Source organism: Vibrio sp. 10N.261.46.A3, from assembly GCF_041472995.1.
Taxonomy (GTDB): Bacteria; Pseudomonadota; Gammaproteobacteria; order Enterobacterales; family Vibrionaceae; genus Vibrio; species Vibrio coralliirubri.
The window spans coordinates 24,348-40,268 of the sequence record NZ_JBFRRH010000064.1 but is presented as its reverse complement, the minus strand read 5'-3'; the positions used below and the strand labels follow the sequence as shown (position 1 = coordinate 40,268).

General features: G+C 43.2%; 17 protein-coding genes. 9 read left to right on the top strand and 8 right to left on the bottom strand.

All coding sequences use genetic code 11. The features are described from left to right. Nucleotides 1-116: 116 nt before the first annotated feature. The 6 genes from AB4484_RS15125 to AB4484_RS15100 form a co-directional block, all read right to left on the bottom strand. Nucleotides 117-299, bottom strand: a complete 183-nt coding sequence (locus AB4484_RS15125; protein WP_004730424.1) for a hypothetical protein — start codon at nt 297-299, stop codon at nt 117-119. Between the two features lie 263 nt (nt 300-562). Then, the gene (locus tag AB4484_RS15120; RefSeq protein ID WP_004730426.1) at nt 563-790 is read right to left on the bottom strand and encodes a PAS factor family protein; all 228 of its coding nucleotides are present in this window, start codon (nt 788-790) and stop codon (nt 563-565) included. Nucleotides 791-1,055: 265 nt separating this feature from the next. Further along, nucleotides 1,056-3,212, bottom strand: a complete 2,157-nt coding sequence (locus AB4484_RS15115) for a c-type cytochrome (RefSeq protein WP_372079015.1) — start codon at nt 3,210-3,212, stop codon at nt 1,056-1,058. Then, on the bottom strand, nt 3,209-3,823 hold the full coding sequence (locus AB4484_RS15110) for a cbb3-type cytochrome c oxidase subunit II (protein ID WP_050621599.1): 615 nt from the start codon (nt 3,821-3,823) through the stop codon (nt 3,209-3,211). The genes AB4484_RS15115 and AB4484_RS15110 overlap by 4 nt, the downstream gene beginning before the upstream one ends. After that, nucleotides 3,824-5,248: a cytochrome-c oxidase, cbb3-type subunit I gene (ccoN, locus tag AB4484_RS15105; protein ID WP_248384097.1), complete on the bottom strand. Its 1,425-nt coding sequence runs from the start codon at nt 5,246-5,248 to the stop codon at nt 3,824-3,826. It abuts the gene before it with no gap. Between the two features lie 55 nt (nt 5,249-5,303). Further along, nucleotides 5,304-5,678, bottom strand: a complete 375-nt coding sequence (locus AB4484_RS15100; RefSeq protein ID WP_059018733.1) for a cytochrome c — start codon at nt 5,676-5,678, stop codon at nt 5,304-5,306. 462 nt (nt 5,679-6,140) lie between these two features. Between AB4484_RS15100 and AB4484_RS15095 the strand changes: the two genes are divergently transcribed. After that, on the top strand, nt 6,141-6,596 hold the full coding sequence (locus tag AB4484_RS15095) for a hypothetical protein (protein ID WP_017064717.1): 456 nt from the start codon (nt 6,141-6,143) through the stop codon (nt 6,594-6,596). Between the two features lie 9 nt (nt 6,597-6,605). Continuing rightward, nucleotides 6,606-7,631 (top strand): diguanylate cyclase domain-containing protein, encoded by a 1,026-nt coding sequence (locus AB4484_RS15090; RefSeq protein WP_050649385.1) that lies wholly within the window; start codon nt 6,606-6,608, stop codon nt 7,629-7,631. 230 nt (nt 7,632-7,861) lie between these two features. On the opposite strand, the gene AB4484_RS15085 is transcribed toward AB4484_RS15090, so the two are convergent. Both AB4484_RS15085 and AB4484_RS15080 read right to left on the bottom strand, forming a co-directional pair. After that, complete coding sequence (locus tag AB4484_RS15085; protein ID WP_372079012.1) at nt 7,862-10,294, bottom strand: putative bifunctional diguanylate cyclase/phosphodiesterase; 2,433 nt, start codon at nt 10,292-10,294, stop codon at nt 7,862-7,864. A 3-nt stretch (nt 10,295-10,297) separates the two neighbouring features. Next, a complete protein-coding gene (locus AB4484_RS15080; RefSeq protein WP_050621595.1) occupies nt 10,298-11,329 on the bottom strand; it encodes a PotD/PotF family extracellular solute-binding protein in 1,032 nt (343 codons plus the stop codon). Nucleotides 11,330-11,691: 362 nt separating this feature from the next. Here AB4484_RS15080 and AB4484_RS15075 point away from each other — a divergent pair, with 362 nt between their 5' ends. The 7 genes from AB4484_RS15075 to AB4484_RS15045 all read left to right on the top strand — a co-directional run bounded on the left by AB4484_RS15075 (nt 11,692) and on the right by AB4484_RS15045 (nt 15,904). Then, nucleotides 11,692-12,342 (top strand): LysE family translocator, encoded by a 651-nt coding sequence (locus AB4484_RS15075; protein ID WP_081229812.1) that lies wholly within the window; start codon nt 11,692-11,694, stop codon nt 12,340-12,342. Between the two features lie 326 nt (nt 12,343-12,668). Continuing rightward, nucleotides 12,669-13,469, top strand: coding sequence for a PhzF family phenazine biosynthesis protein (locus AB4484_RS15070; RefSeq protein WP_372079010.1), 801 nt, complete (start codon nt 12,669-12,671; stop codon nt 13,467-13,469). A gap of 124 nt (nt 13,470-13,593) precedes the next feature. Continuing rightward, nucleotides 13,594-14,097 (top strand): YgjV family protein, encoded by a 504-nt coding sequence (locus tag AB4484_RS15065; RefSeq protein WP_050653643.1) that lies wholly within the window; start codon nt 13,594-13,596, stop codon nt 14,095-14,097. A 60-nt stretch (nt 14,098-14,157) separates the two neighbouring features. Continuing rightward, nucleotides 14,158-14,472, top strand: a complete 315-nt coding sequence (locus AB4484_RS15060) for a cupin domain-containing protein (RefSeq protein ID WP_372079006.1) — start codon at nt 14,158-14,160, stop codon at nt 14,470-14,472. A gap of 98 nt (nt 14,473-14,570) precedes the next feature. Beyond that, entirely contained in the window at nt 14,571-15,053 is a 483-nt protein-coding gene (locus AB4484_RS15055) for a GNAT family N-acetyltransferase (protein ID WP_372079002.1), read from the top strand. Nucleotides 15,054-15,218: 165 nt separating this feature from the next. Next, nucleotides 15,219-15,476 carry a hypothetical protein gene (locus AB4484_RS15050; RefSeq protein ID WP_372078999.1) on the top strand — a complete coding sequence of 86 codons (258 nt, stop codon included), beginning with the start codon at nt 15,219-15,221 and terminating at the stop codon, nt 15,474-15,476. Between the two features lie 131 nt (nt 15,477-15,607). Beyond that, nucleotides 15,608-15,904, top strand: coding sequence for a hypothetical protein (locus tag AB4484_RS15045; RefSeq protein WP_017064710.1), 297 nt, complete (start codon nt 15,608-15,610; stop codon nt 15,902-15,904). The last annotated feature ends 17 nt before the right edge of the window (nt 15,905-15,921 follow it).

The following is a 15,921-nucleotide window of genomic DNA, read 5'->3' as shown; positions in this document are numbered from 1 at the left end:
TTTACGTTAGAGACAAGATACGCCAGAAACAAGAAAACGCTGCATCCGTGCAGCGTTTTTTTTATGTCATCGAACTATTCGATTTAAGGAACTAGGAGGGGTAGCCCTTGAAGCCATTAAGGTTGGATGACGATATCTTGATTTTCAGTGGTCGATAAGCTGGCGCGGTTCTGTTCGATAAGCTGAGCAGCATAAGAGGGAGTCACAGCTTGAATTTCGCCTTTTGAACGAATCGTTAATGCTTCCCACGCATGATCACGGTATTTGCCTGTTTGTGTATATTCAATAAGTACTCTCATGATTCTTCCATCCGATGTGTGGTTAACGTGCTACTAACATTAGCGCCATTATTGTGGTTACACACCTGTTAAAAATGGAACATAAGATTAACCAAATGAGAATGCGTGTAGCTTGAAAAACAGACCCAACTGCACTTATCTTCTTAACCGCGTTTATCGCAACTAACAGTATTTATCGTAACCAACCGTACTTATCGTAAATAGCGTCCATAAAAAAACGCTGCACGATGGCAGCGTTAAAGTTGAGATAGGTTGAAGGTTGCTTAGCTGTTTTCTAAGCCAACAATCTTGCGTGCAGACATCACTGCACTATCCAAATCGGTCAATCTACCAGCACTTGCTGGACCAAGAACTGATGAATACAAAGCCAACTGCTTCTCAAATGATAAATCTAATTGGTTATATAGATTTTGGCGGATTTGAGCGTGTTGCTGTGGCTTTGCGCTCGACAGGCCTTCCAACGTATCGTAGATGAGTGTAGTTGTATCCATAACTGTCCTTAGTACATCTTTAGAAAATTTTGCATATTATGCACTTGGTGTCATCTTTGTTCTGCGAGATTGATCGCATTATGTGCAGCTCTGCTTAATTGTGTAATCAGTTAGTTACAATTGTGTTGTACGGAAAAGCATCGAAAATTCGCGTTTGGGCAAAAGAAAAGGAGACACAGTGGTCTCCTTTTGGCTTGTTGGCAAAGATAAAAGTTACGTGCTTATCGCTGCTTGTGAGCCAATCGGCTACGCACAGCTACAGCGCCTATCGTATGTTAATGTTCTTATCTCGATTTTCGTACATTTCAGGTGTGGTGTGTAATCCGCCCGCATAACCTGCTGCTTCAAGTGTTTCTCTTACCTCTCGAACATGCTCAGCCGTGACCGGTTCATTTCGGGCGCCTAGGTTTAAACGCACAAACGTGATGAGCTCAGCTAAGCGTTGATCCGACAGTACATCCTCAAAACTTGCCATCGGCATGAAGTTTCGATCTTTGTCGAGATAGGTGGGTTGCAAGCCACGAACGGTTACTGCAATGGTGTTGAATGGGTCACTGTGCATGATAATACCGTTGTTCAACAGAGTAGGGGCGATTGGATCGCGACCTTTACCATCGTCACCATGACACGCGCCACAGGTTTGACGATATGTGGTGTAGATTTCACTGGCATACGCAGCTTCATCAAACCCTTTAGGCTGTAACTGAACGGCATCACTGGCAATGGTGTTGTTGATATCCCCACTGAGTAGGTAATAGGACATCGACTCAATATCTTCACGTGTCATCAAGCTTAGGCTGTTTTTTACTACATCTGCCATACCTGCAAAAGCGGTGCCTTTGTCTGAATGTCCTGTGTGTAAAAAGTCGGTGAGTGTTGCTTCATCCCAACCATCGATATAGAGCTCATTGGCGGTAATATCAGGCGCGTTCCAACCGTCGATCAAGTTACCTTGGAAAAGACGTTCTGGTATCAGTGCTTGGGCAATGTTTCGTGGTGTATGGCACTCCGAACAGTGACCAAGTCCTGCGACCCAATACTTGCCTTGTTGCCACTTATCGACATTCTCAATTTCTCCTTTGAGCTCCTCTGGTACTTCATAATCAATAGGGTCTGTATCCATAAATACGATGTTCCAGCCAAGCAAACCTAAGCGAATATTGGATGGAAACATCATGCTGTTGTCATCATTGCGTCGCGGCACGGCGGTGATTGACTGCATGTATTCCCATAAATCCACCATGTCTTGGTCGGTGAGGTATTGATAAGAGGTGTAAGGCATTGCAGGGTACAGGTACCCATTCTTACCTTTACCAGCAACTAACGCAGCTCGGAAATCGTCGAAGTCATAAGTCCCGATCCCTTCGGTGGTGTGTGGCGTTATGTTGGTTGAATAAACGGTGCCAAAAGGGGTAACAAAGGGCAGGCCGCCAGCAAAGGGTTCGCCACCTTCTGCACTATGACAAGCCACACAGTCACCGGCGTAAGCGAGATATTCTCCGCGCTCAACAGATGATGCTTTCAAACTCGCGAGCCTTTGTTGCTCTACATCACCAGCGTGTCGTATATAAGCCCCAAGCGCGAGTATTTCGTTCTCGGTGAGCTGCTCATCAAACGCAGGCATTAGGTTGTTCAAACCGTAATTGATGGTGTGCTGAATCTCTTCAATACTGCCGCCGTGAAGCCAGATATCATCGGAAAGATCAGGTACACCAATCGCTGGATTAGCGACAGCACCATCGGCATGACAAGAAGAACAGTATTGGACGAACAAGGTTTTACCGAGCTCGACTTTAATTTCCGGCACATCGGTATGACGTTGGTTGAGAGAGGCTAGATAGTAGGAAACTTTTGCCACCTCATCTGGGCGCATGATTTCACTCCAACCCGGCATAGCACCGTTCCGGCCTTTGGCAATCGAATGAATCACAGCTTCATCACTGCCACCATAAAGCCACTCTTGGTCTATCAAGTTAGGAAAGTGCTTTTGTCCCTGAGCATTATCTCGGTGACAAGCGGCGCAGTGAGTTTGGAACAGAATCCTACCGCTGTTCACGATCTCTGGGACGGCAGCTAATCCCTCTAACGTGGTTTCACTGGTTTGTGCAAATTGCTCATTGAGAGTGGTGGATGGTGAACTGAGCTTATCATCGCTTTGTTCCCAATCGACTAAGCCTTCCCATTCACCGAGCCCAGGGTAGAGCACCAAATAGCCTGCAGATAAAAGAAATGCGACCGCATAGCTGACAAATAACAGCTTAGGTGGAGGCGCATCTTTCTCTTCAATCCCATCAAAGGTGCCAATGGTGTGGTCGTGATCGGCCTTATGATTGCTACGCCAATATTTAACGATAACCGATACCATCAGAACAAAGAATATTAAGGTTAAGAGTACCGCCCATAGATTCCAGAATGTGCTCATTGTGATACCTCCTGTGACGTATCTTTACCCAGGCTTTGTAAATAGCGAATCAGCGCTTCACCTTTGGTTTTGCCTCTTACTTGTAAACGGGCATCACCAATTTCTTGATCGGTATAAGGCACACCTAAGGTACGTAACACTTCCATTTTGGCAGTAATATCATCGCCAGTCAGAGTCTGCTCAAATAGCCACGGGTAAGAGGGCATGATCGAGGTCGGAACGACTTTTCGAGGATCAATTAAGTGAATAACATGCCACTGGTCAGAATACTTTCTGCCTAAATTAGTGAGGTCAGGGCCAGTACGTTTAGAGCCCCACAAGTTAGGAAACTCATAGATATCGTCTGCTTCTTGGTTGGGACGACCATTACGTTTCACTTCTGGCTCTAGAGGGCGAACCATTTGTGTGTGACAAACATGGCAGCCTTCACTGATGTAGATGTCTCGGCCTGCTAACTCAATTGGTGTGAGTGGCATCGCTAAGCTGCCTTTGGCAATATCGTCGCCACGGACAATGCTTGGCACTACCCAGACCAATAAAGAGAAGGAAGCCACGACAACAGTGGTCAAAATTAAAATGACGATTGAATGTGTAAAGTCTTTACTCATCATTTAAGCCCCCTCATTAACGGTGGTTTTAGCATCATGTACTGCGGGCATACGAACCGTTTTGTACAAGTTGAAAGCCATTAAGAACAATCCGAGTACAAACAGCGCACCACCAAAGAAACGCATGAATAGCCAAGGTGCTTTAAAATCCATAGCCTCTACAAAACTGTAAATCAGTTCGCCATTTTCATTTTGAGCGAGCCACATATAACCCTCGCCGATCCCTGCGATCCAAAGTGCAATCGCATAAATGGCGACGCCAGCATGAGCGAGCCAAAAGTGCCATTTAATCAGTCGTCGTGACCATAGATCGGTTTGGCCCCATAAGCGTGGAATGAAATAGTAAAAAACCGCTATCCCTGACATTCCAACCCATCCTAGAGCCGCGGAATGTACGTGTCCGATGATCCATTCGGTGTTGTGTGCCACCATGTTGAACCAGCGAATAGCGAGTAGGGGACCTTCGAATGTTGCCAAGCAGTAGTAAAGAATCGCTGAGAAAAAGAATAAAAGAATGTAGTCGGACTTCAGCTTTTCTTTGTTTTGTAGGAGGGTCATTGCGCTATTAAACGCGCCCGCCCAAGAAGGGAGCCACAGGATCAATGACATCACGATGCCGATGTTCTGAATCCAGATCGGAACGGAAGAGTAAACTAGATGGTGCGTTCCGGCCCATGTGTAAAAGCCGACCAAGCCCCAGAAATGGATCACAGACAAACGGTACGAGTAGATAGGTCGATCCGCCGCTTTAGGTATGAAATAGTAGTTCATACCAATCACACCAGCGGTCAGCAAGAAGCCGACGGCATTATGTCCCCACCACCACTGAACAATCGCATCTTGAGCACCTGCAAACACAGAGTAGGACTTCATCGCCAACACAGGCATCGCGAGGTTGTTCACGATGAAAATCATTGCAACGACGATGATGAAAGCAGCAAAGAACCAGTTAGCCACGAAGATATGGCTGACCTTACGCTTGGCAAGGGTGCCAAAGAACAACACCGCATACAGCACCCAAACCAGCACAATCATCAAGTCGATTGGCCATTCAAGCTCTGCATACTCTTTTGAGGTAGTGTGGCCTGCGGGTAAAGAAATGACCGCAAGTAACAAGATGAATTGCCAGCCCCAAAATACCATCCATGAAAGGCTTTTATTGAACAAGTCACAATGGCCTGTTCGCTGGGCAATGTATAAAGACGTCCCCATCAAGATATTCACCACGAAGCCGTAAATTACTCCAGAGGTATGTAGCGGACGCAGTCGACCAAATTGGAAGTATTGAGAATCAAAGTTTAAGACTGGCCAATATAATTGCGCGGCGAGAATCACGCCGATGATCATACCTACAATCGCCCACACTAAGGATGCGATGATGAAGTACTTCACGACCTTAATGCTGTATTGCGTTGTCACTTGTTCCATAACAAGGCTCCTTGCCTAGATATTTTGAATCGCTGACTTAATTTGAATCGTTGACTTAATTTGAATCGCTGAGCGAGCTTGCTTCGTTGCCGAGCACTGAGTAGAAATAGGAAATGTCACGGATGTCTTGATCTGAGAGCGTATCGGCTTGTTGCTGCATGAGAATCGCTAAACCACTGGTTCTTTCTCGAGTCTGGTAATCTTTCAATGAAGAGATGAGATAACCCACTTTTTGACCGCGAAGGTTCGGGTAGGGATCTTGTGTTGAGATGCCATCAGCGCCATGACAGGTCATACACACTTTGGCTTTTTGTTTACCTAATTCGAATTGTTCTTGATTAACTTCAGCAGAAACAGGAAACATGACCAGCGTCATTACTAGGGTAGAAAGTGTCGCCATGGGGTTAAATTTTTTTATATTCAAACTCATTCTCGATTCCCTTGATTATGAAATGAGTAAGCTTTCTAAGATCAATACACGAGATCAAATGGTGAAGTAGAAACGACTGGAACCCGTTATTAAGTCTCTTAAAGCTGCTTACGTTCGATTAAAGGTTATGCAGCAACCAGCATTCTCGCTACTTACTTACTCATATTTATTGTTAATTTTGTTGTTTGATACGTATTCATAGGGCTTATTGGTTTACTTACGCAGAGTAAAATACGAGTTTTTCTTACTCGATGGCCTGGAAGGAATACGTCAAGCGGGTAGGGAGCGCTGAACGAGAGCGGTGATGGAAGAGACAGAGAAACAGCGAAGTTATTGAAAAACAGCGAGGTGTAGGAGCATTCGGAATAAAGCGATACCAATCAATCTGAGTTGTATCGGTACAAGTTAAATGGTCAATTTATACTAGACTCAATTTAGTGACCTTTTTAAATGGAGTTTAGAATGAGAACTGTATTCTTGTTGATGCTTTGGCTTTGCTCGTTTTCGATTTTTGCAGCCTCTGAGTTAACGGTTTTCGACCACTCTGGGCAAAAGCATGGTTTTAGTAGAGAGCAACTCCTGTCACTTCCTCAAAAAGAAATTACTACCACCTTGCCTTGGGTCGAGGGTCTGACCGTTTATAGTGGTGTGACGTTACAAACGGTGCTTGAAAATATGGATCTACCGATATCATCACAAGTCACTTTCGTAGCATTGAATGACTATAAAATTGCTGTGCCCAAAGAAGATTTTGATACCTATGAACCCATCATTGCGATTAAAAAGAATGGGGAGTTTATGTCTGTGAGAGAGAAAGGCCCGTTTTGGTTGATTTACCCACTCTCTGCGAATCCTGAGACCAATACCCCTGATTTCCATGCCAAGATGATTTGGCAGATTCGTGATATTCATCTGTAGAGGTTAATTATGAAGAAGCTGTTGTCTATGGCTGCAATCAAAGTCGTTGTTTTGTCTTTGGCCGTGGTTGTTCTATCCGTCAATATCTACAGTGTTACTCGAATTAATGACATCAACAAGAGCTTTTCTAACCGCCAAAATGAGGCCACATGGTTTGTTTTTCAACTCGTCAAAGAGTATGCAAACTTCTTGATGGTTAGCCACGCAAAGACGATCGATTATGATGAACTTTGGTTGGCTTATGACATTACTTGGAGTCGTTTTGATATTCTGATCAACAGCACTGAATCGTCCAATTTTATTCGCTCAGCAAACTTTAAGCCTTACTTTACCTCAGAGTTTGAAAAGTTTAAGTCGCTAGAATCGTCAATTAAATTGGTCAGTACAGGGCAATTACCTAAAGAATCGCTGCAGAAGAAAGTCGATATTTGCTACACCACCTTGGTTGAATTCATTAACGAAAAGTTTCGATTACAAAGCCCTGTTATTGAAGAAAATACGTCCATGGTAGGCAAATTTGTTGTTGTTCACCAAATCAGCAGCGCCTTTCTTGTCTTGATTTTGTTGATGACAGGCATCATTTTCTATCTCGATTTTTCCATCAAACGAAAACTTCATTCTACCGACTTTATTACTGGCTTTCGCAATCGAGTCTCGCTCATGCAGTTTGTTAAGAACAGCTATCCAACAAACGGTAATTTCGACCTTTACTTTGTACGAATCAGAAACCTCAATGAGATTAACCAAAAGTATGGGCTTGAATATGGAGACTTGGTGGTGAGTTCAGCGGCTAAGTCTCTGACGGCAAAGGTTCCAGAAAGTACTATCTCGTTTCGTAGTAGTGGCAGCCAATTTTTATTTTTTATTCCTGAGCACTTGTACACGAGTGATGAAATACAAGAAAAATTTAATGACGTGCTCAAGGATTATATCTCGGCGGGGAATTTAGAATTGATGATTGACGCTGTAGTCAGGCATAAGAAGAACATCAGCTCTAAAGATATGATGGAGCTACTAACGACAATGCAGAGTTAATCCCCGCATCAGCGATAAGTTAGATCATTAGGTTTTGTTGACTGTACGCTCACCATTCTCCCGCTTCACTATCATGGCTTTTGCCATTCTTTATTTGCCTCCTCATTCAATGTGTAGCCAACGCAGAGCTCCTGCACTGATGAAGATAGTTCTAGTTATAGATATAGATATAGCTATAGTGGTTTGTAGCGCTTGGATAGGAAGATAGGCCTTGAGGTTTAGGTTTGAGGCTATTGTTTTTGAGTGAGTGCAACGATTCGCTCGTTGGATCTCGAACTGGTAACAGATTGCGGGTTTAAAATTGCTTGCGGATTATGGTCTCGCACAAACTCGATGAACTCCAGATAAGTGAGTGGTTGGCTAAAGAAGTAGCCTTGTATTAGGTCACAGTTCGCTTTTTTAAGGTAATGATACTGTTCTATGGACTCGACACCTTCTGCGACGACTAGCGTGTCACAAGAGTGGCCCAAGTTAACCATAGATTCGACCATCTTACGGTCGGCTTTGTCGTCTACCATGTTATCGATAAAGCTCTTATCAATTTTTAGCTCATCCACAGGGTAGTGGAGTAGCTGGTTGAAGGCTGTGTATCCAGTACCAAAGTCATCAAGTGAAACCTTTAAGCCTAGGCTTCTGATTCTCTCGATAGTCTGTACCGTAAGCTTGGTACTTTTCACGTAACTGGTCTCAGTTATCTCGATAATAATGTTGCTAGGAGGTACTTGGTACCGTTCGATAACCTTACGAATATTGTCGGAAAAATTTCGGTTGTAGAGTTCCATTGCTGAAATGTTAATGGATAAGGTACCTTTGTACTTGTGGATTTCTGAGAGCTCTTTATAGCTTTTGATAGCGGTGCTAATAACCCACATATCGAGTTTAGATATGAGGTTACTCTTCTCTGCTGCAGGTATGAATTCGTCTGGACCCGCGTTTATGTCAAATAAAGCAGGGCAACGAATCAAACACTCAGCGCCATCTACCTGAAGTGTTTTAGCGTTGAAAATAGGCATAAAGCGAAGTTCAAAGTTATCACTTTCACAGCACTCTAAAAGCCTTTTTTCTATAATGTCGTGTCTCTCTAACGTGTGTAATAACTCCTCGCCATAAACAATACGGCTTTCTCCATCATTGTGAGATTTTGCACGGAGCAACATCTCATCAATACATCGGTGCCAAATTTCTTCAAACTTTGGTGTGTCGAGCGGTAAAACACCTGTTGCGAGTGATAACCTAAATCCATAGTAATCAAGGAACGTAGTGCTAGTCAGCGTATTATTGATGTTCTCTATTTCTTCGTTTATCACTTGGTTTTTATCCATTTCTAAAATGGCGATAAACTGATTCCCCCCAAGCCTTGCTATGGAGTAGTCATTGCAACTGAAACCGGAAGATGACTGTTGGTTTTGTAGAGTTTCTCTCAGCACTCTAGTTAAGCTTATTAGTACATTATCACCAACTTTTGCACCGTAGAGATCGTTGATTTTACGGAAGTCGATGATGTCCCAACAAACCACATAGCAGTGTGGGTTCATTGAACTCTTGAGGCGTACATCAAGGTGTCGGATGAATGAGCGTCGATTGGCTAGCTTGGTGAGTTGGTCGAATTCGGCTTCGAACTTCAATTCTGTTAATGAGTCAATGTAAGCGTTCTTTAAACCATCAATTTCACTTTGCCCCGATGAACGCTTGAAATACCTAAGCTTGAGCCCGCCGATCGATATCTCTTGCAGTAAGTCTTTAAGCGGGCGCACAAGTTGGTAACGCACCACTAAATGTACGATTAACATGATCGTAAAGAGAGTACCAAAGCCGCCCAACAAGGTTTGTTTAGCGATGATGGCTTTCTCATGGTTGAACTTTTGTTCTCGAATATTTACTTGCGCGATGAGATGTCGGCTGGTCATCTGCACATTGATATTATCTTGGGTTTGCTCAATTGATTTGATAACGAATTGGGTATTTTCGATGTTGGCAGCGTCTGAGGATGGCTCGATTAAGAACTGAATATTGTCATCGTCATTGTATTTGATTAATAAGCTAGAGAGTTGTATCAGAGGTCCGTCAGCAATCAAGATGTAGCGATTTAAACTGTTACTTGCACGTTTATCTTGAGGAAGGAGGTAAGGGTCAATTGCCGCAACATACGAATATCTGAGCTCGCCACTAATCGAGATATAAGAGAAGCCTTCGTAGGAGAGTTCCTTCTTGCTGATTAACGAGGTGTATATGTCGAAGACTCTTTCGTAAATCTTGTCAGGGATTTTTAGCCCCTCGAAAGGATCGGCTCTGAGAGTCGAAAGCGTTAATTTGAACTTAGGGTCCACGATATAAACATTGCGTTGTCCAAATTGATTGACGTGATTCTGGCTTAATACACGAAGTACTCGTTTCTCCAATAGCGATAGAGTCGTGTAGTCGCCTGGGTTTTGAATATAGCGAAGAAACTGCAACGAAGACCCAATATCTTTGACCAGTAAGGATAAGCCGAGTTGCTCATACTCTGCAGCGACTAAAGCGGTATTCACATCAGATTGCACTTTGTCTAGGTACATATGCTTAGCGTGATTTGACGCGAAGTTGTATGACACGATTCCTGCGATCAGAAAGACCAACAGTAGCGTGGGTAAAAGTACAAAATAGAGCTTCTTCAATACTGGCATGAGTTATCTCAAACTGTCGACAATACGATTGCGAATTTGAATGCTATTGGGTTCTAACGGCTGATAAAGATAGCTGCGATCCAATACCTCTTTGCTTGGGAAAAGCTCGGGGTCGTTTTGATACTCCTGAGAAGTGAGTGCTTTTGCTTTTGAACTTGGCGTTGCAAACCATGAATCCATTGCGTTTTGAGCGGCGATTTCGGGTTGCGATAAGAAGGAGAGGATTGTGGTTGCCTGTGGAGATAGCTCTCCGTTGTTAATTGCGGCCATACACTCTAGCCATAAGGTCGTTCCTTCTTGAGGAACTGTGTAGGCCCAAGATGCCTCAGGTTCAGCATCATTAAGCACATAGCTGTCACCTGAATATCCGTAGGCGAGGTCGATATTGGCTAGACGCTCAAGCTGGTGGATGTGGTCGATGACATACTCATTGCTTTCAAGGTGTGGCTTCTGCAGTTGTAGCGTTTTGTAAGCAACACGAAGTTCTTGTTCATTGTTGGTAAATGGGTCAAATTGATTGACCAATAACGCAGTACTTACCAAGTCGGTGGGGTCGTAGTACATACTTATACGGCCACTGACTTTGGAGTCGGGCTCAAGAATGGCCATCCAAGATTCTGGGGCGGAGATTTTATCACTGCGATAAAGAATACCGGATGTTCCCCAAGCGTAAGGAATACCATATTCACCGCATCCATCCGCCCACCTGGGATCAAAATTGCTTTCAATGGATTGTTGTAAGTCACTTAGGTTATGGAACAGGTTTTGTTTGGCTAATGCCTTAAGTTTTACGCTTTCGACGATGACCAGTTCAAAAGCGCCTCGACGCTCGCTTAATAGAACCTCATCCCTTATTGACTCATCAGAGAAGAATTGTTGCTTTAGTGAGATGCCGTAGGTATCACTCAACTGGGTAACGACGCTGTCAGATAAAAATTCATCCCAATTGTAGAGATAAATATCATGCTGCTGGCCAAATACAGGGCTAGCCAAAAAGGATGTTGACGCAAGTATTGATACGCAAAACGCTTTCACTGACGGATTCCCTTTCGTACGTGATAACTAAATCGTAGCCCAAAATCTGCGACATGATTCAAATTTACGGCTCTTATTTTAGTACAACCTAATGCAATGCATGCGAACACAGACTTTTAATTACCAAAATAGAAGGAAAATGAGTCTTGGTTATGAGATCGCTAGGCAAAATAATGGATTAACTATCTGAACTAAATGTTGGAAAGTCGGTTATTAGATCGTCTTTACCTTACGAGGCTTATGAAAACGTGTTGCCCGTCTGATTCTCTTAGTATCGAAACATTAATTATGAACCAAAAAACCAACTACAAGTTAATTATGCGATAATAATGCATTAAATTTCACAATAAGGACATTGATTTATGGATGCAAGTTTAGTTGGGATTTTTGTTACCGTGGCGATTGCTCATTTTTTGGCGTTGTTGAGCCCCGGACCAGACTTTGTGATTGTAGTGAAGAGTGCTGTTCGAAATAAGGGAAGAAAAGCACTAGGCGTTGCATTCGGTATTGCCAGTGCGAATGCGGTTTATATTGCTTTGTGCTTGGTTGGAGTAGGGTCGATTCTAGCGGCATCCGTTTCCGTTATGATTGTACTGAAGATCATTGGTGGTGTGTTTCTTGTTTATCTTGCTGTGCAAGCGATAAGAGCGAAGAAATGTAATTACAGCAATATGGATGTTACCGAAGGAGGTAGCTTCAACCAAACGACTTTTCTTAAAGAATTCATCACGGGTTTTCTATCAGGAATCCTTAATCCCAAAAACCTTTTGTTCTATTTGAGTTTATTCACGGTTGTGTTGAACAATGACATTGGCTTCATGTTTAAGTTGGGGTTAGGTATTTGGATGACGGTGGTTGTATTTGTATGGGATGCGGCGATCATATTCCTTTTATCGGCACCTAAAGTTCGTCGAGAGTTTACACGTGTTGCTTACTATATTGATAAAGTGACAGGAGTCATGCTGGGGCTACTTGGCTTGACCATTGTGAAATCTGCGCTAGTACGTCAGTAGATTCAATTTGAGTCATCATTGCTGAGTAACCTCACCTTTGTGGCACGATACAATGCCTATGTGCCGCGAATGTGTGTATGTTTTCTACCTTGTCTGATACGTTTTATCTAGTGTTTGCCCGATATTAAACCTTCTGCTTAATCCACGAATTCTTTGCATAACTCTTTGTTTGTCATTTCTTTTGTTTCTGAGTAAGTATCTATAAATTTGTTTCTAAAGACTTGTAGCACAAGGTATTTGTGCTTATTGTGGTCAGCAGTATCTAGGTTATGTCTCAACGAGCCATGATTGTCGATTTGGGGAACGTTGTGCATTTAGGAGCCATTGTGGATTTAGAGATATATCAAATAGATTCGTTTACAACTCAAGCGTTTAAAGGGAACCCTGCCGGGGTCTGTATTTCTAAAGAGCCCTTGGATGAGTCGTTAATGTTTTCAATCGCAGAAGAGATGGCGGTATCCGAAACGGCTTTTCTTGCGCTCAACACGATGACGCTTAAATGGTTCACTCCCGAAGTCGAAGTGAAGCTGTGTGGGCATGGCACACTGGCAATGGTTCATGTAATGAAAGAACAAGGATTGCTTGAGACAGGTGATAAGGTCGTGTTTAACACTTTATCTGGGGAGTTATCTGCCGCAGTTTGTGAATCGTCTATCGAGCTTGATTTCCCTAGCACCAAACTGTCATCACATTCTGAACCCAACCTCTCGCTGCTTGAACATCTAGGTTTAGAGCCGCATCAAGTCGTTTCATTCAGAGAATTTGACTCTAAGCAGTTAATCGAAGTTTCCAACGAACAAATGTTATTAGAGCTTTCACCAAACTTTGATGCGTTAAAAGGTATTCAAGGGCGAGGTGTTGTGGTGACAGCGCTGGCATCAAATACGGAACTTGATTTTGTTTCTCGCTACTTTGCACCTTGGGTTGGGGTTAATGAAGATCCTGTTACCGGCTCGGCACATTGCGCATTGACGCAGTACTGGGCAGAAAAGCTCAACAAAAGCAGTTTCAGTGCTTATCAGGCGTCTCGTCGTGGTGGTTATATGTCGACAGAGCTCTTAGCTAATGGGCGAATAAAGTTAATCGGCTCTGCGACCACTGTGATTAGTGGCGTGTTGAAGCTTTAGGTCTCTATCGAAGCTTTAGAGAGCAGGTTCCCCCTGTTTAGTTGGAACCGCCTAGTACGTTTTATTCGACTGTTGACAGTTAAAAGAGACGGCTAGGGCGTAATGTATTATTGAAGGAATCACCGTGTCTGCCTTTTATCTTTCTCAAGTATTAGTCGCGATAGCCATTTGTTTTGATCTTCTGTCATTCCAATTCAAGGAAAGGAAGAAAATCGTCACTTGTCTGTTCTTTGCTGGCGTTCTTATTTCGAGTCACTTTATCCTTCTCGAACAATGGACAGCGGCGAGCTTAATGACGATTGCCACGATTCGCTATTTGACGAGCGTATTTTCTACCTCGTCTAAGTTTAAATATTTGTTCTGCTCGATGTCGGTGGTCGCAACCGCTGTGACTTATTCGGGGCTGACCAGCATATTGAGTTGCTTTGCCTCCGTATTTCAAACCTTTGCTGCCTTCAATAAAGATGACCGTCGATTAAGAGAATTGATGATCATCGGAACCAGCTTTTGGTTGGTTCACAATTACTTAGTTGGCTCGCCTACAGCGGTTGTTATGGAGGCGCTGTTTATCTGCAGTAACTTGGTGGGCTATTACCGTTTTTACTTCAAAAAGAGTGCCGCTGCTTAGGTTTACAGTGCAGTTAAGGCCCAAGTTGTTAATCAATTCAATGCTAGCTAGGAGAGCTTGATGCCAAACATTTACAGTGATGTTCCTTCATCAATACCCAATGAGATATTCAATGACCTGATTGCCAACGACAGTGTTCGAATTGAAAGAATATTGTCGCATGGACACAGTTCACCAGAAGAGGGTTGGTATGATCAAGATGAGAATGAATGGGTAATGGTGATTGAAGGTCAAGGCGTCATCGAGTTTGAAGATGGACGCGTTGTTACCTTGTCTAAAGGGGATTACATCAACATTGCTGCGAGAGAAAAGCACAAGGTTGTTGGCACAGATAAAGATATGGTGACGATCTGGCTCGCTGTGTTTTATCGTTGATATCTTGCTCTAGAGCTGAGGCTGTTAGGTTATAAAGCTTGCTGAGTTAGCTGTTTATTTGCACCTCTGAAAGGATTTAAGACAAAAAGGAGTATGTCGTGGTTAGAATTCGAAACTATCAAGCGAGTGATGATAGAGCACTGTGGGAGATCTTCTTTCATACCGTACGTAACGTCAATGTTCGAGATTATTCTCAACAGCAAGTCGAAGCTTGGGCACCCAGTAGCTTTGACTTTGCATTATGGCAAAAGCGTATGAATGGGTTACAACCCTTTGTGGCTGAGCTCGATGGTTGCGTTGTTGGTTATACTGATCTGCAACCCAACGGCTTGATTGATCACTTTTTCTGTCACCACGAATACCAAGGGAAAGGTGTAGGAAAAGCCTTGATGGAACATGTTTTCACTGTGGGTCGAGTTCGTGGCGTATCGAGATATTTCTCTGAAGTAAGTATTACCGCAAGACCTTTTTATGAGCACCTTGGCTTTAAGGTGGTTAACGAACAGGAAGTCGAAATGCGTGGCGTAAAGCTGACCAATTACGTGATGGAAAAGATAGTTGAAGATGGACAAGGCAGCTGAATCGGTGGACTCGTGTTCTTAGGGATACAGACATCGAGTTTGAAATATTAATGAACCTTATTAAGGATAACTTTTCCTGATCTATTGATATTGTCGATGAGTTCAAATTGTGTGCAAGATAATTTGTCTAATCTAAACATTGAGTGAATACAAGGAGTGTTGTTCATGAGTCATGTGAGTAGATCTAAACTATATACATTAGTGTCGATGTTGTCCTTCGCTGTTGGCGTTCTTGCCTTAGATGCTGGGGTATCGGGGCTATTTCCTCTCTTTGTTGTCGTCATCTCATTTTTTTCATTCGTTATCAACTCGTTTCTTTGTTTGTTCGGAGGTAAACGCGAAGATGGCTTTGATTCCTATCAAAAAGCAAATCAGACTCGGTCGGGAGCGCTGGTCAAAGGCCTAGAAGACTCGAGCAAATAAACCTGTGCTTTCAGACGAACGGTAATCTCATTTTTGATACAGTTTTCACCTGCTTTTTGTTCTCTTATTCAAGAAAAATCATCACTTTAGAGATAATATTCACTTCAACTAATATCAGTGAAGGAAGAAAAGTGGGAATTGAAGCTTTAGCGTTTGTGATGGACGCACTAATCACCGCATGTTGCATGTACATCGCCTCTAAAATGTCATTCGTGGTCGCAGATTTTAAATCCCTTCTTACTATTGCTGTAATCGTTGCTTTGGTGTCATTGATTCCAACAGTGGGCTGGGTGTTAGGGTTGATTCTGTTTGTGTTCCTACTCGGGAAAGCGACGCACTCTAGTATTGGTGATTGCATCTGGGTGGTGGTCTTCACGAAGGTGGTATCGATGGCGGCCTTTCTGATATTCGGACGCTTGTTTATGTAATGAGGGTTCTTGCTTAT

Coding starts and splice junctions, on each gene's coding strand:
- AB4484_RS15125 (WP_004730424.1), bottom strand. CDS start 299: ATGAGAGTACTTATTGAATATACACAAACAGGCAAATACCGTGATCAT.
- AB4484_RS15120 (WP_004730426.1), bottom strand. CDS start 790: ATGGATACAACTACACTCATCTACGATACGTTGGAAGGCCTGTCGAGC.
- AB4484_RS15115 (WP_372079015.1), bottom strand. CDS start 3,212: ATGAGCACATTCTGGAATCTATGGGCGGTACTCTTAACCTTAATATTC.
- AB4484_RS15110 (WP_050621599.1), bottom strand. CDS start 3,823: ATGATGAGTAAAGACTTTACACATTCAATCGTCATTTTAATTTTGACC.
- ccoN (WP_248384097.1), bottom strand. CDS start 5,248: ATGGAACAAGTGACAACGCAATACAGCATTAAGGTCGTGAAGTACTTC.
- AB4484_RS15100 (WP_059018733.1), bottom strand. CDS start 5,678: ATGAGTTTGAATATAAAAAAATTTAACCCCATGGCGACACTTTCTACC.
- AB4484_RS15095 (WP_017064717.1), top strand. CDS start 6,141: ATGAGAACTGTATTCTTGTTGATGCTTTGGCTTTGCTCGTTTTCGATT.
- AB4484_RS15090 (WP_050649385.1), top strand. CDS start 6,606: ATGAAGAAGCTGTTGTCTATGGCTGCAATCAAAGTCGTTGTTTTGTCT.
- AB4484_RS15085 (WP_372079012.1), bottom strand. CDS start 10,294: ATGCCAGTATTGAAGAAGCTCTATTTTGTACTTTTACCCACGCTACTG.
- AB4484_RS15075 (WP_081229812.1), top strand. CDS start 11,692: ATGGATGCAAGTTTAGTTGGGATTTTTGTTACCGTGGCGATTGCTCAT.
- AB4484_RS15060 (WP_372079006.1), top strand. CDS start 14,158: ATGCCAAACATTTACAGTGATGTTCCTTCATCAATACCCAATGAGATA.
- AB4484_RS15050 (WP_372078999.1), top strand. CDS start 15,219: ATGAGTCATGTGAGTAGATCTAAACTATATACATTAGTGTCGATGTTG.